This is a genomic window from Saccharothrix sp. NRRL B-16314 (assembly GCF_000716595.1).
Classification (GTDB): Bacteria; Actinomycetota; Actinomycetes; order Mycobacteriales; family Pseudonocardiaceae; genus Actinosynnema.
Genome location: NZ_JNXC01000028.1, coordinates 22205 through 44215, shown reverse-complemented (window position 1 = coordinate 44215; position 22011 = coordinate 22205). Strand labels below are relative to the sequence as shown.

Genomic DNA, 22011 nt, shown 5'->3' with positions numbered 1-22011 from the left:
CCCGCCGATCGTCGGCAATCAGAGCGTGATCAGCCCCAGGGGCGATTCACCGCGCCACGTTCCACCAGAGGTCGCCATCGGCCGCGTGTTCCCTGATCAACGGCCAGAGCTTCGCGTCGTAGAAGGCGTTGGAGGGGAAGGGCGGCGGCGTGGTCGCCGCTTCCAGGAACTCCTGGTCGCTCCGGTACAGCACGATGCCGGGCAGCTCGCCGAGCTGCTTGATCCGCTCGTCGCTCTCTTCCAGGATCCGCACGTCGACGCAATGCAGCTCGACGGTCTCGGGCAGCACCTGGCGGAACGCGTTCGCCAGGGTCGCGCTGCCGACGGGCAGCCAGAGCCGGCGCGGTGTCGTCCCCAGCTCCGCGACGACGTTGGCCCACTCACGGGCGAGCGCCTGGCGCAGGTGCGACGCGTATTCGGTGCAACCGAAGCCGAGTGGCAGCTTCAACACCCGGTCGTCGTCGCCGCTGAAGGCCGCCGCCTCCTCCTCGGCGTCGTAGAGCGAGGCGCAGGCGTGGATTCTTGCACCGTAAGACTGCGCGAGCAGCGAGAACTCGTGGAAATCGCCGTCGAGCAACTCGCAGAACAGGACGCACTCGGCGCCCAGCAGTCGACTCGTGTGCGCGAGGGCCACCTGCGCGAACCCCGGGGCCGGACTGGCGTAGACGAATGTCGAGACGCCGCCGTCCATGGCGTCCACCAGGTACGGACCGATTGCCCGCTGTTTCGTCCCGCCCGGCAGGACGTCCTCGCGCGCTACTGCCACCACACCGCTGTCGACCGTTAATCGGTCCAGGACCACCGGGGGTGTTAAATCGTCAAGACACACCTTATCGAGAATCGACATGCCCTTACTACGTGGTCCGCCGGAATCCGGTTCAGCGGCGTCGTCGGGAACTTCGGATATCCGACGTGTTGCACAACGCCGCGGATAGGAGTTTTCTAGGGGGCAAACGCGGTGGGCGACCCCTGGAATGGCGAGGAAGTCTTGACGGCGAAGTCGAAGACGCGGTCGTGGTGGGGCTGGGGCAACGTCGAGGACGCGGTCACGGGTGGCGAGCGGACCGCGCTGGTCGAGCGGGTGGCGGCCCTGCTGCCCGGCCAGGACCTCACCGACCACGAGCCCCCGGACCCGGCGGACCTGGCGCTGCCGCCGGTGCGACTGCGGCCACCCGGCTCGCTGGCGGGCTCCTGTTCCGACGACGCCACCGATCGGGCGGCCCACGCCCACGGCAAGGCGTTCCGGGACGTGGTCCGCAACCTGCGCGGGGACTTGCGGCACGTGCCCGACCTGGTGGTGCGCCCGGCGACGGAGCAAGAGGTCGTGGACGTGCTGGACTGGTGCGCCGGCGCCGGGATCGCGGTGATCCCTTACGGCGGCGGCAGTTCGGTGGTCGGCGGCGTCGAACCGCGGTGCGCCGACCACCCCGGCGTCGTCTCGCTCGACCTCGGCCGGCTCGACCGGGTGATCGAGGTCGACACCACGAGCCGTGCCGCGAGGGTGCAGGCCGGCGTGCTCGGTCCGCGCCTGGAGGACCAGCTGCGCCCGACGGGGTTGACGTTGCGGCACTTCCCGCAGTCCTTCGAGTTCTCCACCCTGGGCGGGTGGCTCGCGACCAGGGCGAGCGGGCACTACGCCACGCTGACGACCCACATCGACGACCTGACCGAGTCGCTGCGGGTGGTCACCCCGGTCGGGATCAGCGAGTCGCGGCGCTTGCCCGGCTCGGGCGCGGGCCCGTCACCGGACCGGATGTTCCTGGGCTCCGAGGGCACTCTGGGCGTCATCACGGAGGCGTGGATGCGCCTGCGCGGCCGGCCGCGACACCGGGTCGGCGCTTCGGTGCGGTTCGCCGACTACCCGGCCGCCGTCGCCGCGACCCGGGACGTCGCGCAGTCCGGTCTGCACCCGGCGAACTGCCGTTTGCTCGACGCGGCCGAGGCGTTCCTCAACGCCGGGGTGAGCGCCGCCGGCGGGGTGCTGGTCCTCGCGTTCGAATCGGCGGACCACCCGGTGGACGCTTCGCTGGCCCGTGCCGTCGAACTGTGCCGGGAGCACGGCGGCGTGGTCGATGAGGCGGTCGGGCGCTCGTCCGGCATCGCGGACGACTGGCGGTCGTCGTTCCTGCGCATGCCCTACCAGCGCGACGCGCTGGCCCGGATCGGCATGGTCGTGGAGACGTTCGAGACCGCGTGCACGTGGGACCGGTTCGAAGCCCTGCACGCCGCCGTCACGGAAGCGGCGCAGGCGGCGATCCGCGAGGTCTGCGGCGTGGGCGTGACCACCTGCCGGTTCACCCACGTGTACCCGGACGGTCCCGCGCCGTACTTCGGCGTCTACGCAGCCGGTCGGTGGGGCAGCACGGTAGCGCAGTGGGACGAGATCAAGATCGCCGTGTCCGAGGCCATCGCCGCGCACGGCGGCACGATCACCCACCACCACGCCGTCGGCCGCGACCACCGCCCCTGGTACGACCGCCAGCGGCCGGAACCGTTCGCACTGGCCCTCACCGCCGCGAAAGCCGCCCTCGACCCGGCCGGAATCCTCAACCCCGGCGTGCTGCTGCCCGACCTCGGTCGTCGGTGACCGACGTCAGAGGTCGCGCGTCGTGGCGATCGGGGACAGCGTCATGCGCCCCGGACCCGCGCCACGCGTGTTGTGGCACCCGAAATCGCCGGTGGCCTTCTCGTGCATCAGGCGCAGGCAGGTGCCCAACGCGCGCTGGCCGTAGAAGTTCGGGTGCATGCTCTCCTGCCGGTCGCCCTGCGGCGTGTACCCGCTGACGACCCAGCGCACCCACTCCGCCGTGGTGCCGGGCAGCGGGTTGGACGCGCTGTTCTCCTTCTGCGCCTGCTGGGAGTCCGTGGCGCACACACCCCGGCCGTCGTAGGCGCCCTGGAGGTCGAGGAACCGCACGGAGCGGGCGGCGGCCACCTTCTTGAGCTGCTCGGCGATCGTCGGCACGAGCTGCTGCCGCGCCCAGTTCGCGTCGGAGTCCCACACCGGGCAACCGCCCACCGAGAACCGCGGACCTTCCTCGGGGATCCGGAAGTTCCGGGCCGCCGGCATCGGCGCGGGGTACGACTGGAGGACGAACTGATAAGTGCCGGTGCCTTGGGCGGCGTTCAGCACCTCCTTGATCGCCTTTACGGTGGCGCCGACGTCGAGCCGGAGCTGGTCGAGCTTCGCGGCCACCTTCGGATCCCACGTCGGCGCGCACTTGTAGCCGGTGAGGTAGCCCTTGACGCAGTCGGCGATGATGTCGCCGAACCCCAGGTCGTTGCCCCCGACCGACAGCACGACCAGCTTCACGTGGTGCTCGCGGACGGTGGCGCGCAGCAGGTCGAGCTGGTTGGGCTGGTTGCGCGCGGCGTCGCCGTTGCGCACGTCCAGGGTGGTCGCGCCGGAGCAGGCCAGGTTGACCGGTGTCGCGTCCGGGATCGCGGCGCTGATGATCTCGGCCGACGTCGAGCGGTGGCACATGTTCGTGGAGGTGTGGGTGTCCCCGTAGACCCGCTGCGGGTCGGTCGTGCAGCCGTTCGCGTCGCACGTGGTGGCGAGGTCCGTGCCCCACTTGTCGCCCGAGTTCTCCAGCGCGTTGCCACGCCAGCGACCGGCTTCACCGGAGATGTAGCTGTCGCCGAGCGAGACGACCGCGGCGGGCAGTGCCGGTGTGGCCGCCCGCGCTTCGGTCGCGGTGAGCGCCGCGGCGCCGATGGCGATCACGGCGGCGAGGACCCGACTTCGGGTGGCACCGGACATCGACCTCAACTCCTTGGTGTGGTCGGACAACCGTAGGTGTCGGAACCGCCGTCGAGGACGGTCCGGGAGCCGGATGACCCGTTGGTGCCGAGAGGTCGCCGGAGCGGGTGACCACCGCTTCGCCGACCGTGACCGGTCCCGTCGACACCGAACCCGCCGCCGACCCCGGTTCACCGCTGCGGATAATCCCGCTCGCGGGGACGGTGCGGGGAACCGCTGCGACCCCGCTCGCGTCGATCGCAGCGACGGCGTACGGAGAACGCGGGGGACATGGCAGACGAGACGTTCGGGCCCTACCGGATCGGGCCGCTGATCGGGCGTGGCGGGATGGGCGAGGTGCACCGGGCGCACGACACCGTGCACGACCGGACGGTGGCGCTCAAGCGGCTGTCGCCCGCTTTCCACGACGACGCCGCGTTCCGGGCGCGGTTCCGCCGGGAGGCGCAGATCGTGGCCCGGCTGCGGGAGCCGCACGTGATCCCGATCCACGCCTACGGTGAGATCGACGGGCGGCTCTACCTCGACATGCGGCTGGTGGAGGGCGCGGACCTGACCGACCTGATCGCGCAGGGGCCGCTCAGCCCCGAGCGCGCGGTGCGGATCGTGGAGCAGGTGGCCGGGGCGCTCGACGCCGCCCACGCCGACGGGCTCGTGCACCGGGACGTGAAGCCGTCCAACATCCTCGTCACGCCGGGTGACTTCGTGTACTTGGTGGACTTCGGCATCGCCCGCACCGCCGCGGCGGCCGAAACGCAGATCACGGCGTCCGGTGACGTGATCGGCACGGTCGACTACATGGCGCCCGAGCGGTTCGAGAACGTGGCGGTCGACGCGCGGTCCGACATCTACGCGTTGGCGTGCGTGCTGTTCGCGTGCCTGAGCGGCCGGCGGCCGTTCGACGTGGACGGCACGGCAGCCCAGATCTGGGCCCACGTCCAGGAACCGCCGCCGAAGGCGCACCCGGTGAACCCGGCCGTCCCGCCCGCCTTGGACAACGTGATCGCCCGAGGCATGGCCAAGGACCCGGCAGCCCGACACGAGTCCGCCGGCGCCCTCGCCACCGCCGCCCGCGCCGCCCTGACCCCGACACCACGCGCCACACCCACCGCCCCAACACCCAGCGCTCCAACGCGGCCCGCCCCGACGCCCAGCACCCCATCGCCCGGCATCCCAGTGCCGTCCGCGCCGGCACCCGGCATCCCAGCGCCGTCCGCGCCATCGCCCGGCACCCCATCGCCCGGCACCCCATCGCCCGGCACCCCATCGCCCGGCATCCCAGCGCAGCCCGCCCCAACGCCGCCCGAACCCACTCCACAGCCCCGCAACACCACCCCCGCACCCGGTGCTGCCGTCGGCCCCGGTGGTGCCCCTGCGCCGGGTGCTGCCGGCGCGTTCAGACCCACCCACAGCCCAGGGTCTCCGGCCACACCCCGAGGCACGTGGCCGCTGGGGTCGGCTGGGCAGCCGCCGGTCGCGTTCCACCCCGCCGACCAGTCGCAGGCCCGTCGCGTCGCCCTCGGTGTGGTCGCCGCTTCGCTGGTCGTGCTCGTGGCCGTGGCCGCTGTCGTCTACGTGACGCTCGACGGCACGACGAACTGGGTCATCGGCGGCTCGGGCACGGCCACCGGCTCGCAGACCACCGAGTCCCAGCCCACCACGTCGGCCAAGACCACCAAGTCATCGACACCGGCCACCACAACCACAACCACCACCAAGGCACCGGGGCCGAACCCCGAAGAGCAGAAACTCCTCGGCTCCCTCCCCGTCGTCTACCGCGACAACACCTCCTGCGCCACCGCACCCACCGACGGCGACGGCGTCACCGCGAAGGTGGTCTGCACCCAAGCCAACGAGCGCCACGACCGGTTCGCACCACCGGCCCGCGCCGAGTTCCGCCTCTTCGCCACCCGCGCCGCCCAGGACGCCCACTTCCAAGCCGTCGTCACCTCCCACGGCATCCCGCGCGACGACTCCCAGGGCGGCTGCCGCCCGACCACCCACCCCGTGCACTACTCCACCTACTACCGCGACACCTCCGGCCCGCTCGACGGCGAGTTCACCACCTGCTACCTGGACGGCAGCACCGGAAGTCTGTTGTGGACGGACGCGGGCACCGTCACCACGGGCACGCTGACCACCGCACCCGGCGCGACGGCGGACACGTTGGAACGGCTCGACCTGTGGTGGAAAACCATGATCCTCAGCCGGATGTAGCCGGCCGCACTACCGGATCACCGCGCCGCCCGCCCTGCCGAGAGCGACGACGGTCTCGCGATGCCCCGAGGGGACGGGGAACTGCGTGCTCCTGCCGAGTGGGCCGATCAGGAGCAGCTTCTCCCTGACCTCGTGGTGATCCGAGCCCACGTTGGAGACGACGACCCGTTCGACCAGCTCCAGATCCGACCACGCGTACGGGTCCGGCACACCGTCGACGCCGAGCACGACGCCACCGGTGAACAGGAACAACCGGCGGGGCACCGGTGCCGGCATGCGCAACGCCACGACGCCCAACGCCAGAATCCCGATCGCCAGCACGGTGAGCAGGACGCCACCCACGACGGCGAGCACGTCCCCGTCGGCCTGGAACAGGAGCAAGACCCCGAAGAACGCCGGCAACACCGCGAACGCCAAGGCGACGCCGAAGCCCCTGGACGAGGAATCGAGTTCGACGGTCTCCACGAACTCGCCGAACCCGTGCCGCCCGGCGACAGCGACCGCCTCTGCCTTGGTACTGGGGGAAAGAGACTCCGGTGCACCCCCTCGGTCGCGCAACCGCTTCTCCGCCTCGGCGTAGAGCTGCTCGACCAGTGGCCGCGCGCTGTCGTCCCCGGTGCGCTCGGCGTAGCCCGTCAGGAACGCGTCCACCATCTCCGACGGCGGCAGGCCGACCCCGTCGTCCGGCGACCACAGCCGCATCGCCGCCGCGTGGTCGACCGACCAGGTGCCGGTCTCCGGGTTCCACACCGCCCCGGGAGGAGGTTTCATCCCCGGATGCGGGTCCTCCTCCGGGAGAAGCCTGCGCGCGGCCTGGTAAGCGGCGGCACCCGGCACTTCACCTTCGAGGAGGCTCAGGCGTTCCATCAGCGCGACGCGCGGCGAGACGGCCCGCTGGGCGGCCAACCGCTCCTCGTCGGTCGCCGAGCGCGGGCTCCGGTCCGCCTCCGGGTCTCCGGTCATGGCACCCTCCCCGTCCTCGACCGGCGTTGAAGATCAGACTGCCAGGGAGGACGGGGGAAGGCATGTACCCGACCGGGTTTCGTGCGCTGCGGACCCGCAGGCGGAATCCCTGCGGTCGTCTAGCCGCGTGCGGCGAGGAAGTGCCAGCGGCCGGCACCGAGCGCGGTCACGTCGGTCAGCGGGCTCGCCGAGCAGTTCGTCGCGCCCGGCGCGCACACCGGTCCCGGCACCGTCGCCCTGGTCACCGCGCTGCCGTTGCCGAGTTGGCCGTCGTAGTTGCCACCCCACGTCACGACGGCGCCACCGGCACCGAGCGCCGCACCGGCCTGGCCGCCCGCGACCACCGACGTGACGCCGCCGAGCGGAGTGGTGGCGCAGTCGACCGCCGCGACCGCGCAGACCGCACCAGGGGTCGACCGGTCGGTGGTCGTGCCGTTGCCCAGTTCGCCGTTGCCATTGAAGCCCCAGCTGAGCACCTGGCCGCTGCCCGTCAACGCGAAGCTGTGCGAGCCGGTCGGTGACGTGGCGAGCGACGTGACACCGGTGATCGGGGCAGCGTTGCAGTCCGTCGCGCCGACCGCGCAGACCTGGACCGGCGTGGTGCGCGTCGTGGTGGTGCCGTCACCCAGCCGGCCGTTGCCGTTGTACCCCCAGGCGACGACGCTGCCGGTGCTCAGCCGGGCGAGGTTGTGGTTCGACCCCGACGTGACCCCGGTGACGCCGGTCAGCGGGTCGGCGGTGCAGTCCGTGGCGCCGACCGCGCACACCGGTCCGGGGGTGTTGCGGCCGTTGGACGTGCCGTCGCCCAGTTCCGAGTTCCAGTTGTCGCCCCACGCGACGACCGTGCCGTCACCGAGCAGCGCGAGGCTGTGCGGTGTGCCGGCGGCGATCGCGACGACGCCGCTCAACGGATCGGCCGCGCACTCGGTTGCGCCCACCGCGCACACCCGCACGGGGGTGGACCGGTCGGTGTAGGTGCCGTCGCCGAGCCTGCCCGAGTAGTTGCGGCCCCAGCTCACCACCGTGCCGTCGGACAGCAGGGCGAGGTTGTGCTCACCGCCCGCGGCGATGGCGGTGACGCCGGTCAGCGGGTCGGCGGCGCAGTTCGTGGCGCCGACCGCGCACACCGGCACGGGGGTGTACCGGTTCGTCGTGGTGCCGTCACCCAACTGCCCGTCGTAGTTCGCGCCCCAGCTCAGCACGCTCCCGTCGGCGCGCAGCGCGACGGTGTGGGTGGTGCCGCCCTTGATCGCGGTGACCGAGGTCAGCGGGTTGGTGGTGCAGTCGGTGGCGCCGACCGCGCAGGTCAGGGACGGGGTTGCGCGCTTGGTCCAGGTGTTGTCACCCACCTGGCCGGCGGAGTTGCGCCCCCACCCGAGCACGCTCGTCGTCGTGGTGGTCTCCGGTGCGCCGTCACCGGTCGCGTTGGCCGGCGTGCCCGGCATGGCGGCCAACAAGCCGACGACCGCCGCCGTCAAGACTCCGTGTACAGCCCTCATCAGTCCCCCTCGGATCACCGCGTGGTCGTGAACTCCCCCCACGGGAGCGCGGTGTGTGATCAAGGTAGAGGGTGTGATCACGGCCGCGGCACGGTCGCGCAGGTCTTTGCGCGAACCTGATGCGGGGTCCGCGGAGGGGAAACGCCGACCCACCGGAAAGGGCGCATTCCGAACGTTTTCGAAACATTACGAGAATCGTTGACAACGCGGCGGAGTCGGACGAACACTGTCCGCATCGATGAGCCTTCACCCGCTGTCGATCCAGCCGAAAGGCCTGCCAGGTGTACTCCGCCGCCTGACCCCTGCCTGCCTCAACGAGGAGGAAGCATGCACATGGACGACGACGCCCCTGACCGGATCGCGCACCCTCTCAGCCGCAGGATGTTCCTCGGTGGCGCCGGCGCCTTGGCCGTGTCCACGTCCGCGTTGCTGCTGCCCGGCACCGCCCACGCGCAAACCGTCACCAACAACCAGACCGGTACCCACAACGGCTACTACTACTCGTTCTGGACCGACGCCAACGGCACCGTTTCCATGACCATGGGATCGGGCGGCCAGTACAGCACGTCGTGGCGCAACACCGGCAACTTCGTGTGCGGCAAGGGCTGGAGCACCGGCAGCCGCCGGACCGTGCGGTACTCGGGCAGCTTCTACCCGTCCGGCAACGGCTACCTGTGCCTCTACGGCTGGACGTCCAACCCGCTGGTCGAGTACTACATCGTCGACAACTGGGGCAACTACCGGCCCACCGGTACGCACAAGGGCACGGTCAACAGCGACGGCGGCACGTACGACATCTACCAGACGATGCGGTACAACGCGCCTTCCGTCGAAGGCACCAAGACGTTCCCGCAGTTCTGGAGCGTCCGCACGTCGAAGAAGACGGGCGGGACCATCACCACCGGGAACCACTTCGACGCGTGGGCCCGGGCCGGGATGAACCTCGGCGGTTTCCGGTACTACATGATCATGGCGACCGAGGGTTACCAGAGCAGCGGGAATTCCAACATCACCGTGAGCTGAATTCCCCGGGACCACCCGCGAAGATGTGGCGCGGCGGCCATCGGGTCGCCGCGCCACAGCGCGTTGTGCGTCCTCTCGTGAATCAGCGGACGAAGAAGCCGCGAACCCGTTCCAGACCCTCGATCAACGCGTCCACCTCGGCGAACGTGGTGTAGAGGTAGGACGACGCGCGGGTGGTCGCGGGCACGCCGAACCACTGGTGGGCGGGCGCGGCGCAGTGGTGGCCCGCCCGCACCGCGATGCCGAGCGAGTCCAGCACCTGGCTGACGTCGTGCGGGTGCACGTCCTGGAACGTGAAGCTGATCGCGCCGCCCCGGTCCTCGGCCGTCGCCGGACCCAGGATTCGCAGCCCCGGCACCCCGGCCAGCCCGCGCAGCGCGTAGTCGGTCACGGCGCGCTCGTGCTCGGCGACGTCGTCCATGCCGATCGACGTCAGGTAGTCCACCGCCGCGCCGAGGCCGACGGCCTGGGCGATCGGGGGAGTGCCCGCCTCGAACCGGTGCGGCGGCTGCGCGTACGTGCTCCGCTCCAGCCGGACGGATTCGATCATCTCACCGCCGCCCAGGAACGGGGGCAGCTCCGCGAGCAGGTCGCGCCGTCCCCACAGCACGCCGATGCCGGTGGGGCCGCCCATCTTGTGACCGGTGAACGCGACGGCGTCCGCGCCCGTCGCCGCCACGTCGTACCGCATGTGCGGCACGGCCTGCGACGCGTCCAGCACGACCAGCGCACCGACCTGGTGCGCGCGTTCGGCGATCAGGGCCACCGGGTTGACCGTGCCCAGCATGTTCGACACGTGCGTCAGCGCGACGACCTTCGTCCGCTCGTTGATCAGGTCGTCCATAGTGGACAGGTCGAGCCGGCCCTCGTCGGTGAGGCCGAACCAGCGCAGCCGGGCGCCGGTCCGCTCCGCCAGCAACTGCCACGGCACGATGTTCGAGTGGTGCTCCATCGCGGTGATGACGATCTCGTCACCGGCGCCGACCTGGTACGGGGACTTCCAGGCCAGCACGTTGGCCATCAGGTTGAGCGCTTCGGAGGCGTTCTTCGTGAACACGATCTCGTCCGAGTCGGCCCGCACGAACTCCGCGACCTTCGTCCGCCCCAGCTCGTACGCGGCGGTCGCCTCCTCGCCCAGCTGGTGGACCGTGCGCGCGACGTTCGCGTTGTGCCGCCGGTAGTGCTCGGCGATGGCGTCGATGACCTGCCACGGCTTCTGCGAGGTGTTCGCGCTGTCGAGGTAGACGAGGGGCTGGTCGTCGGCCAGCCTGCGACGGAGGATCGGGAAGTCCTCGCGGATCGACTCGACGTTCACGGTGCGTGGTCCCTAAGGTCGGCGGATCCGGGGTCTGCGCCCAGCCTACTTGCCCCGGGTCGCCCGCCCAGCGCCCGTTCCGCGTCCGCCCGCGAGGCGCTGGAACCCGAGCCGGCGGGCGGTGTGCGCCAAGGCCTGCCCCGGCAGCGCGATGGACCTGTCCACATCGGACTCGATCTCGTCGCCCCTCGGTGTCCGCGGTCGGCACGCCGGTCTCGTGCAGCTCCTCCGGGGGGCAGGTCCGTGGCGGTGTGACCGCGCACCCGCTCCGCGCAGGTTCCCTCGCCGCTCGGGCAGCCGGCACAGGTTCGGCTGGTCGACCGCCTCCTCAGAGGCTGAAGTAGTCGACCTTCAACCGGGGGATGTAGTTCGAGACGTTCGAGTAGTACGTGATGATGCCGTCGTTGTACTGGTCGAACGAGTGCTTGAGGTCGTGCAGGTTGTCCACCGCGCGGTGCGCCTGCCAGGCGGGCACGGAGGCCCGATCAGCGAGCGCTTCTTCCAGCAGGCCGGTGCGGTTCGCCTTGGCGTCCTCTTCCACGCGGGACACCAGCGGCGACAGGCAGCCCTCGGGGTAGCCGTAGGCCTCCGCCAGGCGCTGAAGGGTGTGCGCGCCGTCCGGCGTGTCCACGCCATGCGCCTCGAACAGCTTGGTGCAGGCCAGGTAGCCGAGGGTGTCCTCGCGGGCGATCTCGCACAGGTTGTTCGTCCACGACCAGGTGCCGATCAACGGGTGCGCGTTGGCGACCTCCTCCTTCGAAAGGCCCATGTTGACGAGGCTGTCGCGGGCCGTCCAGGCGCGGTCGTACTGCTCGGACAGGTACCCGGAGAGCAGGTGCTTCCACGCGGGGTCGGAGCAGTGCGCGATCGCGGTGGAGATGTGCCGGCTGGCCGAGTCGATGTGGTGGTAGGCCTCCAGGACCAGGCCGAGGAACACCTCCTTGCGGAAGTCCCCGTTCTCCAGGCCGGACCACAGCCTGTGGTAGCCGATCTGCTCGGTCCACAGGGCGCACGACTTGTCGATCTGCTTGAGGAACGTCCCGGCCGGGATCTGGTCCAAGTCCTGGTTCTCGTCGCGGATCAGGCCCTGCTCGGCGAACCTGTTGACGATCGCCAGGGTGTCGTCCACGCTCACGCCGGTGATCAGCGAGATCTCCTCGACGGTGTGGCGGCCGTCCAGGTAGCGCTTGAAGTTCAGGAACGACTCGAGGTCGGCGCCCTGCTGCTCCAGTTCGAGGTGCTGGTCGCCGACGATCATCAGGATGCCGCCGCTGTCGGGCACGAAGAACGTGCAGTGCCGGAGGTGGGGCTTGTACGCGAGGTCTTGCGGGAGCGTCATCGTGTTCTCCGCACCTGGACGGGTTCAGGGGTCGGCTACGGCGTGGTTCGACGGCCCGGTGGTCACAGGGCGGTGGAATTGCGGTGTCGAGAATTGAGGGCGCGCGGGTGCGCCGGATTCACCGGGTTCAATCCAGGCGTCCGGGTGGACCTCGATATCGCTAAGGCGTGGGCCAGACCTGCTCGACGGCTGACGAGTGACCGTCGTCGGTGCGGTTCATGCTCGTGCCGACCTGCATCTTCGCATCCCCCATAAGGTGCCGTGGACCGTCGCGCATCCGTTCGTCCCCCGGAATCGAATGGCAACCGGTGCGTGGTCCCGACTTTCGCATCGTGGTCTGCCGAGGGTTGTCGACTTGATCGTCGACGACGTCGCGGTTGATGTTCGCAATCCCCCTGAACGCCCCCTCGTGATGTCAACGTATGCGGGGTCATGTCGACTGTCAAGAACATCCGAGCGACGGCCGCGAGTGACTGCGGATCGCCGCCGACAACCCCCTTGACGTGTGGAAACCGGGCTCGGGCGCCGAAGTGGACCTGGGACGATCACACCACTGCTAGGCCGTTCGGGTGGATTGCCCGAGAAGGTTCCGGATCGGTCAAAACCGGCAGGCCGTACATCACTTCGGGCGACCGGTCAATTAAAAAGCTGTCCTCAGTGCATCGTGGATACCCGTTGTCGCGCAAATGGGGGTAGCGGTGCGGTCGATCGCCGTATCGACCGTTGACCGGCGCGAGGTGACGGACATGCACGTTAGGTGAGTTTGCTACGGACAGTACGAGCCGTCTCGCCCGCAAGGGTGGTTCCCGACCGGCGTGCGGGCCGGATCATCGTTACTCGTCGTAGTTTACCGCCGAACAGGTGACGGGATCGCTCCGTCAGAGGAGTTGCCAGTGCGGAAGGAAACCCGCAATGGGGACAAAGGGTGCGCTCCGGACCGCCCCACCACTCGGCAGGCACCCCCTCCCGCGCCAATCCGCGTCGTCGCGCTCGTGCCCGCCCACGACGAAGAAGCGCAGATCGGTGCCACCCTCGCCGCGCTCTCGCACCAGACCCGACGCCCGGACCTCGTGACGCGAAGGCGACGGGGTGAACGTGCTGTGGTTGGTGTTGGCCGGGTTCGCGCTGATCGCGGCCGGTTCGGCCCTCGCCAGGATCGCACCTCGGTTCAGCCGCGTCCACGACTCGGACTGACCTGCGACAGCGACCGTTCCGACCTGATCCACCTTTCCACACCCAGTGCGCCGTATGACGCACATCGGCGACCTCCCGCGAGGTAGAACTGACGCGGGACACGAGCCGGTGCCGGGGGGTGGGATGTCCAGCAGGTTCGAGCCGCTGACGGCGGACGATCCGGACGAGGTCGGTGGATACGCGCTCCGGGCGCGGATCGGCGTGGGTGGCATGGGGCGGGTGTACCTGGCCTTCACGCAAGGCGGTCGTGCCCTCGCGTTGAAGGTCATCCGGCCCGAGCACGCGGAGGACGAGGAGTTCCGCCGCCGTTTCCGCCAGGAGGTCGACGCGGCCCAGCGCGTCCAAGGGCTCTGCACCGCGCCGGTCGTCGACTCGGACAGCGAAGCGCCGATTCCCTGGCTGGCCACCGCCTACGTGCCCGGTCCTTCGCTGCGCCAGGCGGTCACCGAGCACGGCCCGCTGCCGTTGGCCACGGTGTTCCGGCTGATGGCGGGGGTGGCCGAAGGGCTGGCCGCCGTCCACGCCTGCGGCCTGATCCACCGCGACCTCACCCCGGCCAACGTGCTGCTCGCCGACGACGGCCCCCGCGTCATCGACTTCGGCATCGCGCACGCCGCCGCGGCCACGTCGCTCACCCGGACCGGCATGAAGATCGGCACGCCCGCGCTGATGTCACCCGAGCAGGTCCGCGGCCGTTCGGCGACGACGGCCACCGACGTGTTCGCGCTGGGCCAGCTCGCGGTGTTCGCGGCCACCGGGCACACCGCGTTCGGCGAGGGCAACCAGGACGCGCTGTTCTACCGGATCCTCAACGAGCCGCCGGACCTGGACGACTGCCCGGCGGAGGTGCGCGCCATCGCCGAGCGCTGCCTGGAGAAGGACCCGGACAAGCGGCCCACGCTCACCGAGGTGATGGCGTACGCGAGGAAGCAGACCGAGGGCCAGACCATGCGGTTGGCCGCCGGGTCGTGGCTGCCCACCGACATCGCGACCTCCCTCGGCAACTACGGCACCGCGTTGTACGACGCCAGGACTGTGGCCAAGCCGCCGAAGCCCAGGACCGCGGTCCTGCGCACCGGCAGGCCGTTGTCGGCGCTCAAGAAGTCGGTGCTGAACAAGTCGGCGCTCAAGAAGTCGACGGTCAAAGCCGTCGCCGTCGGGCTGGTCCTGCTCGCCGGGTTCCTGGCGTTCCTGATGATCGGCCCCGACAAGGTGATCGACTCGGTGGCGGGCGTGTTCTCCACCTCGACGGCGCGGACTCCGACGGAGACGGCCGGCGAGGAGTCGCCCGAGCCGACGAGCACGACGAGGACGACGGCCGAGCGCGTCGCCGCCGAGACCACCACGACCACGACGACGACCACGACCGAGCGCTTCGACCCGAGCAGCCTGAACGACAAGTCGACGGACGTCACCCCGCAGACCACCTCGGCCCTGTTGGCGGACGAGTTCACCGACTCCGAGGGTCGGACGTTCACGTTCGAGGCGGGCAGTCACCGCGAGTCGTGCATCGCACCCGCCCAGACCGACGACGTCGAGGGCATCCTCAACCGCAACGGCTGCATCGGCGTGACCACCGGCGCCTTCGTGAGCGCGGACGGGACGATCCTGGTCAGCGTGAAGGTGCTGGAGTTCGCCAACAGCGAGATCGCGGACAACGTCTACGAGGCGTTGAAGGACGTGCGCACCGAAGACCTCGGCATCGTCTGCCCGAAGACCGGAGCCGGCTCGGAACCGTGCGAGGCGAACCACGAGTCGATGAACAACGGGTGGAAGGGGCAGAAGCACCGCTACGTGATCGGCGCGGTCGCCACGTTCACCGGGGCGAACGGCTCCAAGGAAGCCCTGACCGCGGCGGCCGAGGAGGGCTACGACAGCGCGGGGCCGCACAACTACTCCGGCAACCGCTGACGCGGAACACCGTGGACGCTGGGACGCCGTTGACGCCGGCCACCGCTTCGCAACTTGCGAAACTCCTGCGAAAGTCCTTGCTTCTCCCTGTCGGGACCCTGCCTGTGGCCTGATGACCTTCACCGGCGTGGAGGTGAATCGTTGCAGTTCAGCGGTTCGATTGTTTTTCGCAGATTTACCGATAGTGTCGGAACCGTGAGTCGATCGCGATGGGCAGGCGTCACCGCCACCGGTGGGATGTCACCGCCAACGGCAGCCAGGGTCCTGGAGCGCAAGTGCCACGCGGGCCGTGCGTCGAAGGGCCGGACGCCGCAGCCCGTCCACCGCACCGCGCCGCTGGTGGAGCTCGTCTTCCCGGCCCTCAACAGCGCGTGGGCCATGGAGGTGATGTGCGGCGTCGTCGCCTCCGGTGTGGACGTCGTGATGTCGGCGGCGGCCGGTCGCCGCACGTCCTGGGCCGTCGACCTGGTCAAGGCCCGGCGCGCCGGCGTGCTGCTGGTGACGTGCCCGATCAGCGCCGCCGAGCGGACCGTGCTCGCCCGCGCCGGGGTGCCGCTGGTGCACATCGACCCGGTCGACGCGGCGGCGGACCTGCTGAGCGTCGCCGCCACGAACCGGGCGGGCGGCGTGTCGGCCACCAGGCACCTGCTGTCCCTCGGCCACCGCCGGATCGGCTTCGTCGGCGGACCGCGTGACGTGCTGTGCAGCCGCGCCCGCCTGGACGGCTACCGGTCCGCCCTCGACCGCGCCGGTATCGCGTTCGACCCGGCGTTGGTGCGCCACGCGGACTTCACCAGCGAGGGAGGGCGCCGGGAAGCGCACGAGCTGCTGCGCCGGCCGAACCGCCCCACGGCGATCTTCGCGGCCAACGACGAGCAGGCCCTCGGCGTGATCGAGGCGGCCCGCTCCGCCGGTCTGTCGGTGCCGGACGACCTGAGCGTCATCGGTTTCGACGACCTGCCGACGGCCTGGCGCTCGTCACCCGCGCTCAGCACCGTCCGCCAGCCGCTCGCCGAGATGGGCAGGCAGGCGGGGAGGATGCTGGCCGACCTGATCGCCGGTCACCCGCCCGCCACCGACCGGGTCGAGCTGGCCACCGAGCTGGTGGTCCGGTCTTCGACGATGCAGCCGTCCGCCCGGTGACCTGACGCCGTCGACGCCGAACCTGCATGCCCGGCTATGCGGACGACTCGGCGGAACGGGTGGCGCGGACGTTGCGCGCCTGGGTGAACCGGCACGTCGGGTGGTGAATGTCCCCGACTGCCCGCGCGATCACGGGTGTCCGGTGCATACTCGCGGTCATGATCGAGATCGCTTCGATGGCGGGGTACATCACCGCACACGGGATCTGGAGCGTGTCCGAAGGCGAGACGCTCATCCCGATCCTCGCCTACGAACTCCCCGACGGCGAACGCGTTCTGCAGCGCATCCAAGCCGATGACCTCAAGGACGCCGTGGCCGTCGGCCAGCACGCCCTGGAGACCAACGAGTCGGGCGCGGTCCGGGCGGTGCTCGTCGTGGACGCCTACGTGAACTTCGAGTGGGGGCGCAGCGACGCGCTGGCGGTCGAGGCGGTCGAGTACGGCCTGACCCCGTGGTCGATGGAGCTGGCCGTGCCCTACCAGCCGCTCACGGACTCGACCGCGTTCGAGGTGTACGGCCCGACGTTCTTCGACGTCGCGGGCGGACTGGACAACGTGGACGTCGCCCCGGTCGCGGACGCGTTCTTCGACGGCGCCGAGTCCCACTCCGACGCCTGGGCCGTGTGGAAAGCCCACCAGGTCGTCTGACCGGCCGTCGAATCGGCGCACGCGCGGGGTCGGGCAAGTCGGCCCGTGGGCGCCAACCCCATACTGGTCGGGTGGTGGACACCAAGTGGGACGGCGACGACTACCAGCGTCGGTTCGACGAGTTGGCCGAGAGCGGCACCGACATCCACGGTGAGGCGAACTTCGTCCGGGCGTACGGGCCGACGAGCGTGCTCGACGCCGGCTGCGGCACCGGGCGGGTCGCGATCGAGTTGGCCCGGCACGGGATCGAAGTGGTCGGGGCGGACGTCGACGCGTCCATGCTGGCCACCGCGCGCCGACTGGACCCGGGCATCACCTGGGTGGAGTCCGACCTCGCCGACCTCGACCTCGGCCGGGTGTTCGACGTCGTGGTCATGGCGGGCAACGTCCCCCTGTTCACCCCGCCCGGCACGGAACCGGCGCTGGTCGCCGGTGTGGCGAGGCACGTCGGCCGACTGCTGATCGCCGGCTTCAGCCTCGACCGCGGGTACACCGTCACCGACTACGACGCCCACGCCGCCGCGGCCGGGCTGCGGCTGGTCGAGCGATTCGCGACCTGGGACCGGCAGCCGTTCACCGGCGGCGACTACGCGGTGTCCGTGCACAGCGCCGTGGAGAACTGAAGAGCAACGATCTCCGGGCTGGTTCGTTAGATCCGCTGCGTGCCCCAGCACGCCGGAGGAACCGGAGGTACCCGATGCGCGTGATGCCCGCACTCACCGTGGCGGCGGCCGTCGCCGCGGTCGTCGTGGCCGCTCCGGCGGCGAACGCGGCCCACCCGGCGCCGGAGCACGTCTGCGTCGAGAGCGTGCCGGAGACCGATCCGCTGGAACCGGGACCGGTGAGCATCTGCGCCAGCGTGTTCAAACCCGCCACCGCCTCACGGGACGACAAGGTGCCCGTGCTGCTGCACAGCCACGGTTGGGGCGGCACCCGCACGTCCGCGCCCGGTTCGTTCCAGCGGTACCTGGACGCCGGTTTCGGCGTGGTCAGCATCGACCAGCGCGGCTTCGGCGAGAGCGGCGGCAAGGCGCACGTGGAGGACCCGGCGTTCGAGGGCGAGGACGTCATCCGCGTGATCGACCACGTCGCGTCGCTGGACTGGGTGCGCAGGAACGGCCCGAACGACCCGGTCCTCGGTGCGGTCGGCGGCTCCTACGGCGGCGGCTACCAGTTCGCCGGCGCGTTCACCGAGATCATGAAGACCGGACGGACCCGGTTCGACGCGCTGGCGCCGCAGATCACGTGGCACTCGCTGAACGACAGCCTCGCCCCGCGCGAGGTCGTGCGCACCACGTGGGTCACCGCCCTGTACGCCGCCGGCCTCGACGCGCACTCCACGACGGTGCACACCGGTTACGCCGAAGGCCTGGTCACCGGCGACTGGCCGGCCGCGATGGACGGGTTCTTCCGCGACAACGGCCCCGCGCACCACGTCGCCGCCGGCCGACGGCTGGACATCCCGGTGCTGCTGCGCCAGGGCGTCAGCGACAACCTGTTCCCGCTGGACCAGGCGATCGACAACTTCGACCGGGCGTTGACCCCGCGTGCCCGTGCCAACAGCCTCCTCGTCGGCTACAACGGCGGGCACGCGCTGCCGAGCACCCTCCCGCTCGGTCACGCGGTCGCGGGCGACGCCTGCTCCGCCGAAGTCGGCGGCGGTTACGACGAACTCGAACTGCGGTTCCTCTCCGAGAACCTGCTGGGCGCGACGCGCACGCTGACCGGCCACGGCCGCTACCACCTCATGACCGCCGAGGGCGGCTGCGTCAGCGTGGACTCGGTCAAGCCGACCACCACCGTCGCGCTGCCGGACGTCGCGACCACGGCAGGTGTCGGCCTGCCGCAGGCGATCAAGATCGCGGACGGCCCGCTCACGATCGCGGGGTCACCGTCGCTCGACGCCCGGGTCACCACCCTGGGCCTGGACAGCCGCGCGTTCTTCGCGCTCAGCGTCGGCACGTCCCCGCTGGACGCGAAGGTCGTGCAGAACAACGTGCTGCCGCACCGCGAGAAGAGCCTGACCCTCGGCGCCCGCCGGACGATCGAACTGCCGTCGGTCGCCACGACCGTCCCGGCCGGCCAGTCGCTGTACCTGACCGTCAGCGCGCTTTCGGACACGTTCGTCCTGCACGGCAGCCGCACGCCGAGCGTGATGGTGTTGCGTGACGTCACGGTGGGCTTGCCGGTCGTGCGGTGAGCGTCAGGCCTTGGTCGAACGGCGGGACCGGACGCGGCGGACTATGACGACGGCGCCTGCGACCAGTGCCAAGGCCAGGAGGGTCAGCGGCAGCCCTGGCATCGGCCAGGACGAGCGGACGTACTCGGTGACGACCACGATCGCTCGGTGGTGGTCGTCGGTGGCGGCGCGGGTGAGGCGGATGTCGTCGGTGATCCTCGCGGGTGAGAACTCCGCGTCGTAGCGGGTCAGGAAGCGCGGGCCGGTCAACGCGGCGGACAGCGTCGGGTACTGCGGGTCCGGCTTCACCTCGCCCGCGAACACCAGCTCGGGCGCGGTGCCCTTGGGCGCCGGGTTGCTGACGTCCATCCGGTGGTCGGCCAGCACGTACAGCCGCAGCGGCTGCTTGCCCTCGGCCGTGGCGGACAGTCGCATCGGGTAGACCGGGGTGTCGGTCTCGAACGCCAGCCGCATCGGCGGCAGCCCGTCGGACAGGCTGCCCGAGGTCGGGGCCAGGCGCACCGCGACGACGAGCCAGCCCTCGGCGAGGTACGGTTCGAGCGCGCCTCCGAGGGCGGTGGGCAGCGTGAAGTCGTGTTCTCCCAACCACTGCGTCACGGCGGTGGCGTCGGTGCCGGCGAGTTGCGCGACCTCGTAGGGCCCGACCTCGACGTGGTCGACGACCGTGGCGCCGCGGTCCGAACCCGGGGGAGCACCCGCGCCGTCACCGTCGATCGTCACGCGCCGCACCTCGACGTCCGGGCGGCTGATCCGGTCGAGTTCGGTGAACAGCTCACCGTCGGCGATCTCGAACCGGGCGCGCGCGGGCACCGGCATCAGGAACGCGGCCTGGGTCGCCGCGGACCGCGCCTGCACCGAGAGGGTGATCGACTCGGTGCGCCCGGTCAACTCCACCAGCGCGGTCTCCTGCTGCGCGCGCAGCTTGTCGTTGGCGACGAACGCACCGCAGGCGCACGCGCCCGACATCGCGGGGTCCACTGCCACCACCGTGACGGCGAGTGCCACCACGACCGCCATTCGGGTTGCGACCCGACCGAGTGCCATGACCCGTCCGACGCGGTCGACGGCGGTCGGGTTCCGCCGTCCGGGTGACCCGACCAGTCTTCACCTGGGGCCGGTCTTCACCCAGCCGTCTTCACCGCCGGCCGACGCGTCGCGGAGTGCCCTCCGGCCGGTCGCGGATGGACCCGGTGATCGTGGCCTTGATCGCGAGCGCGGCACCGGACCGGGCCCACTCGCGGAAGTCGAACGGCTGCACGTCCAGTTCGATCAGGTCGGGGTCGTCCTCGTAGGTGTCCTCGATGCCGTCGTGCACGAACCGGGACGACACCTCGTACAGCGGCAGACCTTCGCCGGTGAGCAGCACCTTCTGCGGGTCGATGACGTTGGCGACGGTGCCGATGAGCACGCCGAGCGCGTATCCCGCGTCGTCGAACACCCGCCTGGCCTCCGGGTCGCCGGCGCGGACCCGGTCCAGTGCTTCCTCGTACGCGGGGTTGCCGGCCAGCCTGCGCATCATCATGTGCGTCATGAGGTAGCTGGAGATGCAGCCGCGCCGACCGCAGCCGCACAGCGGACCGTTGGAGTCGACGAGGGTGTGGCTGAAGTGCGGGTGCAGGCCGTGCGCGCCGCGCACGAGCCGGCCGTCCACGATCAGCCCGGTGCCGACACCCGCGCCGACGGTGATCACGGCCATCGACTCCAGCCCGGCGCCCGGACCGAACCAGTGTTCGGCGGCGGTGAGCGCCTGCACGTCGTTGTCTACCGCGGTGGGGATGCCGGTGGCGCCGGTCAGGGCGGTCTTGAGCGGCACGTCGGTCCATCCGAGGAACTCGTGGCGCGCGACCAGCCCGTCGAGGACGATCCCGCCCAGCGTCACGCCGATGCCGGTGATGCCGGGGAACCGGGCCGCGACCTTCGCGACCTGGGCGACGACCTCGTCCGGGTCGTGGGAGTGCAGCGGCTCCTCGGTGGTGTCCAGCGGGATCGCGGTCAGGTCGGTGACGGTGGCGAAGAGCCGTTCGGCGGTCAGCTTCACGCCGAGGAAGCGGTGGGCCTCACCCCGCACGTGGAGCATCTCCGACGGGCGGCCGACCGACGGAGCCGGTTTGGTCTCGCCCTCGACCAGCAGGCCGTCCGACACCAGCGCCTTGGTCAACCTGGTGAGGGTCGGCCGGGACAGGCGCAACCGGGCGGCGATCTCCGCGCGGGACAGCGGGCCGTGGATCAACACCTCCAGCAGGACGTCCCGCGCGACCTCGGGCAGGTTCGGCCACGACGGCGTGGCGTGGGGCGTTGTCATCGACCTCGGCACTCCTGGATCTCGAGCTCACACCTCGCCGCGTCCTGGGATCGCTCCCAGTGCAACGACTCGCTGCCTGGTCACGCAAAGCTACACACCACCAGGCGGTTCCGGTGGCTTGCCGCTTCGGTCGACCCGCGCCTCCCCGTCACCCGGCCGGACCGCCCGAACGCCGCGCCACCGCGAACGGACTACGGCGGATCGGGCGCGAGGAGGAGCGGATTCGCTCTACCGGAGGAGCGGGTTCAGATGACGGTACTGGTCAGGCCGTTGTGACGGTAGATCTTGACTTCACGACGAGGGCGGCCGTACCGTGGGCGCTTAAGTTCCGCAGGGAAACTAATGGTGCTCGGAGCTGGGCGCCGCCTCGTCACCGACCGTGCTGCACCCAGTCCGGTCGGCCGACTACTGCTCCCCGTCGATGTCGTGTGGTCATCACTGACCGACACCGTTACTGGGAGCGCTCCCAGACGGAACGTCGGTCACCAGCTGAGTCGA

16 protein-coding genes are annotated in these 22011 nt (G+C 70.7%); 8 read left to right on the top strand and 8 right to left on the bottom strand.

Annotated elements, in window-relative coordinates:
* Positions 1 to 46 precede the first annotated feature (46 nt).
* The gene (locus OQ02_RS30635) at positions 47 to 847 is read right to left on the bottom strand and encodes a pyridoxal-phosphate dependent enzyme (RefSeq protein WP_156077402.1); all 801 of its coding nucleotides are present in this window, start codon (positions 845 to 847) and stop codon (positions 47 to 49) included.
* Positions 848 to 988: 141 nt separating this feature from the next.
* Between OQ02_RS30635 and OQ02_RS30630 the strand changes: the two genes are divergently transcribed.
* Positions 989 to 2587, top strand: a complete 1599-nt coding sequence (locus OQ02_RS30630; protein ID WP_033442114.1) for an FAD-binding oxidoreductase — start codon at positions 989 to 991, stop codon at positions 2585 to 2587.
* Positions 2588 to 2593: 6 nt separating this feature from the next.
* Here the strand turns inward: OQ02_RS30630 and OQ02_RS30625 are convergent, their stop codons facing one another.
* Positions 2594 to 3763, bottom strand: coding sequence for a GDSL-type esterase/lipase family protein (locus tag OQ02_RS30625; protein ID WP_063747186.1), 1170 nt, complete (start codon positions 3761 to 3763; stop codon positions 2594 to 2596).
* Positions 3764 to 4033: 270 nt separating this feature from the next.
* On the opposite strand from OQ02_RS30625, the gene OQ02_RS46825 reads away from it, so the two are divergent.
* Positions 4034 to 5977 carry a serine/threonine-protein kinase gene (locus tag OQ02_RS46825; RefSeq protein ID WP_037329698.1) on the top strand — a complete coding sequence of 648 codons (1944 nt, stop codon included), beginning with the start codon at positions 4034 to 4036 and terminating at the stop codon, positions 5975 to 5977.
* Positions 5978 to 5986: 9 nt separating this feature from the next.
* Here the strand turns inward: OQ02_RS46825 and OQ02_RS30615 are convergent, their stop codons facing one another.
* Positions 5987 to 6940, bottom strand: coding sequence for a hypothetical protein (locus OQ02_RS30615; protein WP_033442113.1), 954 nt, complete (start codon positions 6938 to 6940; stop codon positions 5987 to 5989).
* Positions 6941 to 7059: 119 nt separating this feature from the next.
* Positions 7060 to 8439, bottom strand: a complete 1380-nt coding sequence (locus OQ02_RS30610) for an RCC1 domain-containing protein (RefSeq protein WP_081916052.1) — start codon at positions 8437 to 8439, stop codon at positions 7060 to 7062.
* Between the two features lie 327 nt (positions 8440 to 8766).
* Between OQ02_RS30610 and OQ02_RS30605 the strand changes: the two genes are divergently transcribed.
* Positions 8767 to 9462 (top strand): glycoside hydrolase family 11 protein, encoded by a 696-nt coding sequence (locus tag OQ02_RS30605; protein WP_081916051.1) that lies wholly within the window; start codon positions 8767 to 8769, stop codon positions 9460 to 9462.
* A gap of 82 nt (positions 9463 to 9544) precedes the next feature.
* Here OQ02_RS30605 and OQ02_RS30600 read toward each other — a convergent pair whose 3' ends face one another.
* A complete protein-coding gene (locus OQ02_RS30600) occupies positions 9545 to 10777 on the bottom strand; it encodes a cysteine desulfurase (RefSeq protein WP_033442112.1) in 1233 nt (410 codons plus the stop codon).
* Between the two features lie 328 nt (positions 10778 to 11105).
* Complete coding sequence (locus OQ02_RS30595; RefSeq protein WP_033442111.1) at positions 11106 to 12116, bottom strand: hypothetical protein; 1011 nt, start codon at positions 12114 to 12116, stop codon at positions 11106 to 11108.
* Positions 12117 to 13433: 1317 nt separating this feature from the next.
* On the opposite strand from OQ02_RS30595, the gene OQ02_RS45140 reads away from it, so the two are divergent.
* The 5 genes from OQ02_RS45140 (at position 13434) to OQ02_RS30570 (ending at position 19211) form a co-directional block, all read left to right on the top strand.
* Positions 13434 to 15221 carry a serine/threonine-protein kinase gene (locus OQ02_RS45140; protein ID WP_051772985.1) on the top strand — a complete coding sequence of 596 codons (1788 nt, stop codon included), beginning with the start codon at positions 13434 to 13436 and terminating at the stop codon, positions 15219 to 15221.
* Positions 15222 to 15416: 195 nt separating this feature from the next.
* On the top strand, positions 15417 to 16364 hold the full coding sequence (locus OQ02_RS30585; protein WP_033442110.1) for a substrate-binding domain-containing protein: 948 nt from the start codon (positions 15417 to 15419) through the stop codon (positions 16362 to 16364).
* A gap of 158 nt (positions 16365 to 16522) precedes the next feature.
* Complete coding sequence (locus tag OQ02_RS30580) at positions 16523 to 17011, top strand: hypothetical protein (protein WP_156077401.1); 489 nt, start codon at positions 16523 to 16525, stop codon at positions 17009 to 17011.
* Between the two features lie 71 nt (positions 17012 to 17082).
* Positions 17083 to 17634 (top strand): class I SAM-dependent methyltransferase, encoded by a 552-nt coding sequence (locus OQ02_RS30575; protein WP_033442108.1) that lies wholly within the window; start codon positions 17083 to 17085, stop codon positions 17632 to 17634.
* An 83-nt stretch (positions 17635 to 17717) separates the two neighbouring features.
* A complete protein-coding gene (locus OQ02_RS30570) occupies positions 17718 to 19211 on the top strand; it encodes an alpha/beta fold hydrolase (RefSeq protein WP_231500302.1) in 1494 nt (497 codons plus the stop codon).
* 3 nt (positions 19212 to 19214) lie between these two features.
* Here the strand turns inward: OQ02_RS30570 and OQ02_RS30565 are convergent, their stop codons facing one another.
* Both OQ02_RS30565 and OQ02_RS30560 read right to left on the bottom strand, forming a co-directional pair.
* Complete coding sequence (locus OQ02_RS30565; protein ID WP_051772983.1) at positions 19215 to 20228, bottom strand: DUF2330 domain-containing protein; 1014 nt, start codon at positions 20226 to 20228, stop codon at positions 19215 to 19217.
* Between the two features lie 118 nt (positions 20229 to 20346).
* Positions 20347 to 21513: an ROK family transcriptional regulator gene (locus OQ02_RS30560; protein ID WP_051772982.1), complete on the bottom strand. Its 1167-nt coding sequence runs from the start codon at positions 21511 to 21513 to the stop codon at positions 20347 to 20349.
* Positions 21514 to 22011 lie beyond the last annotated feature (498 nt).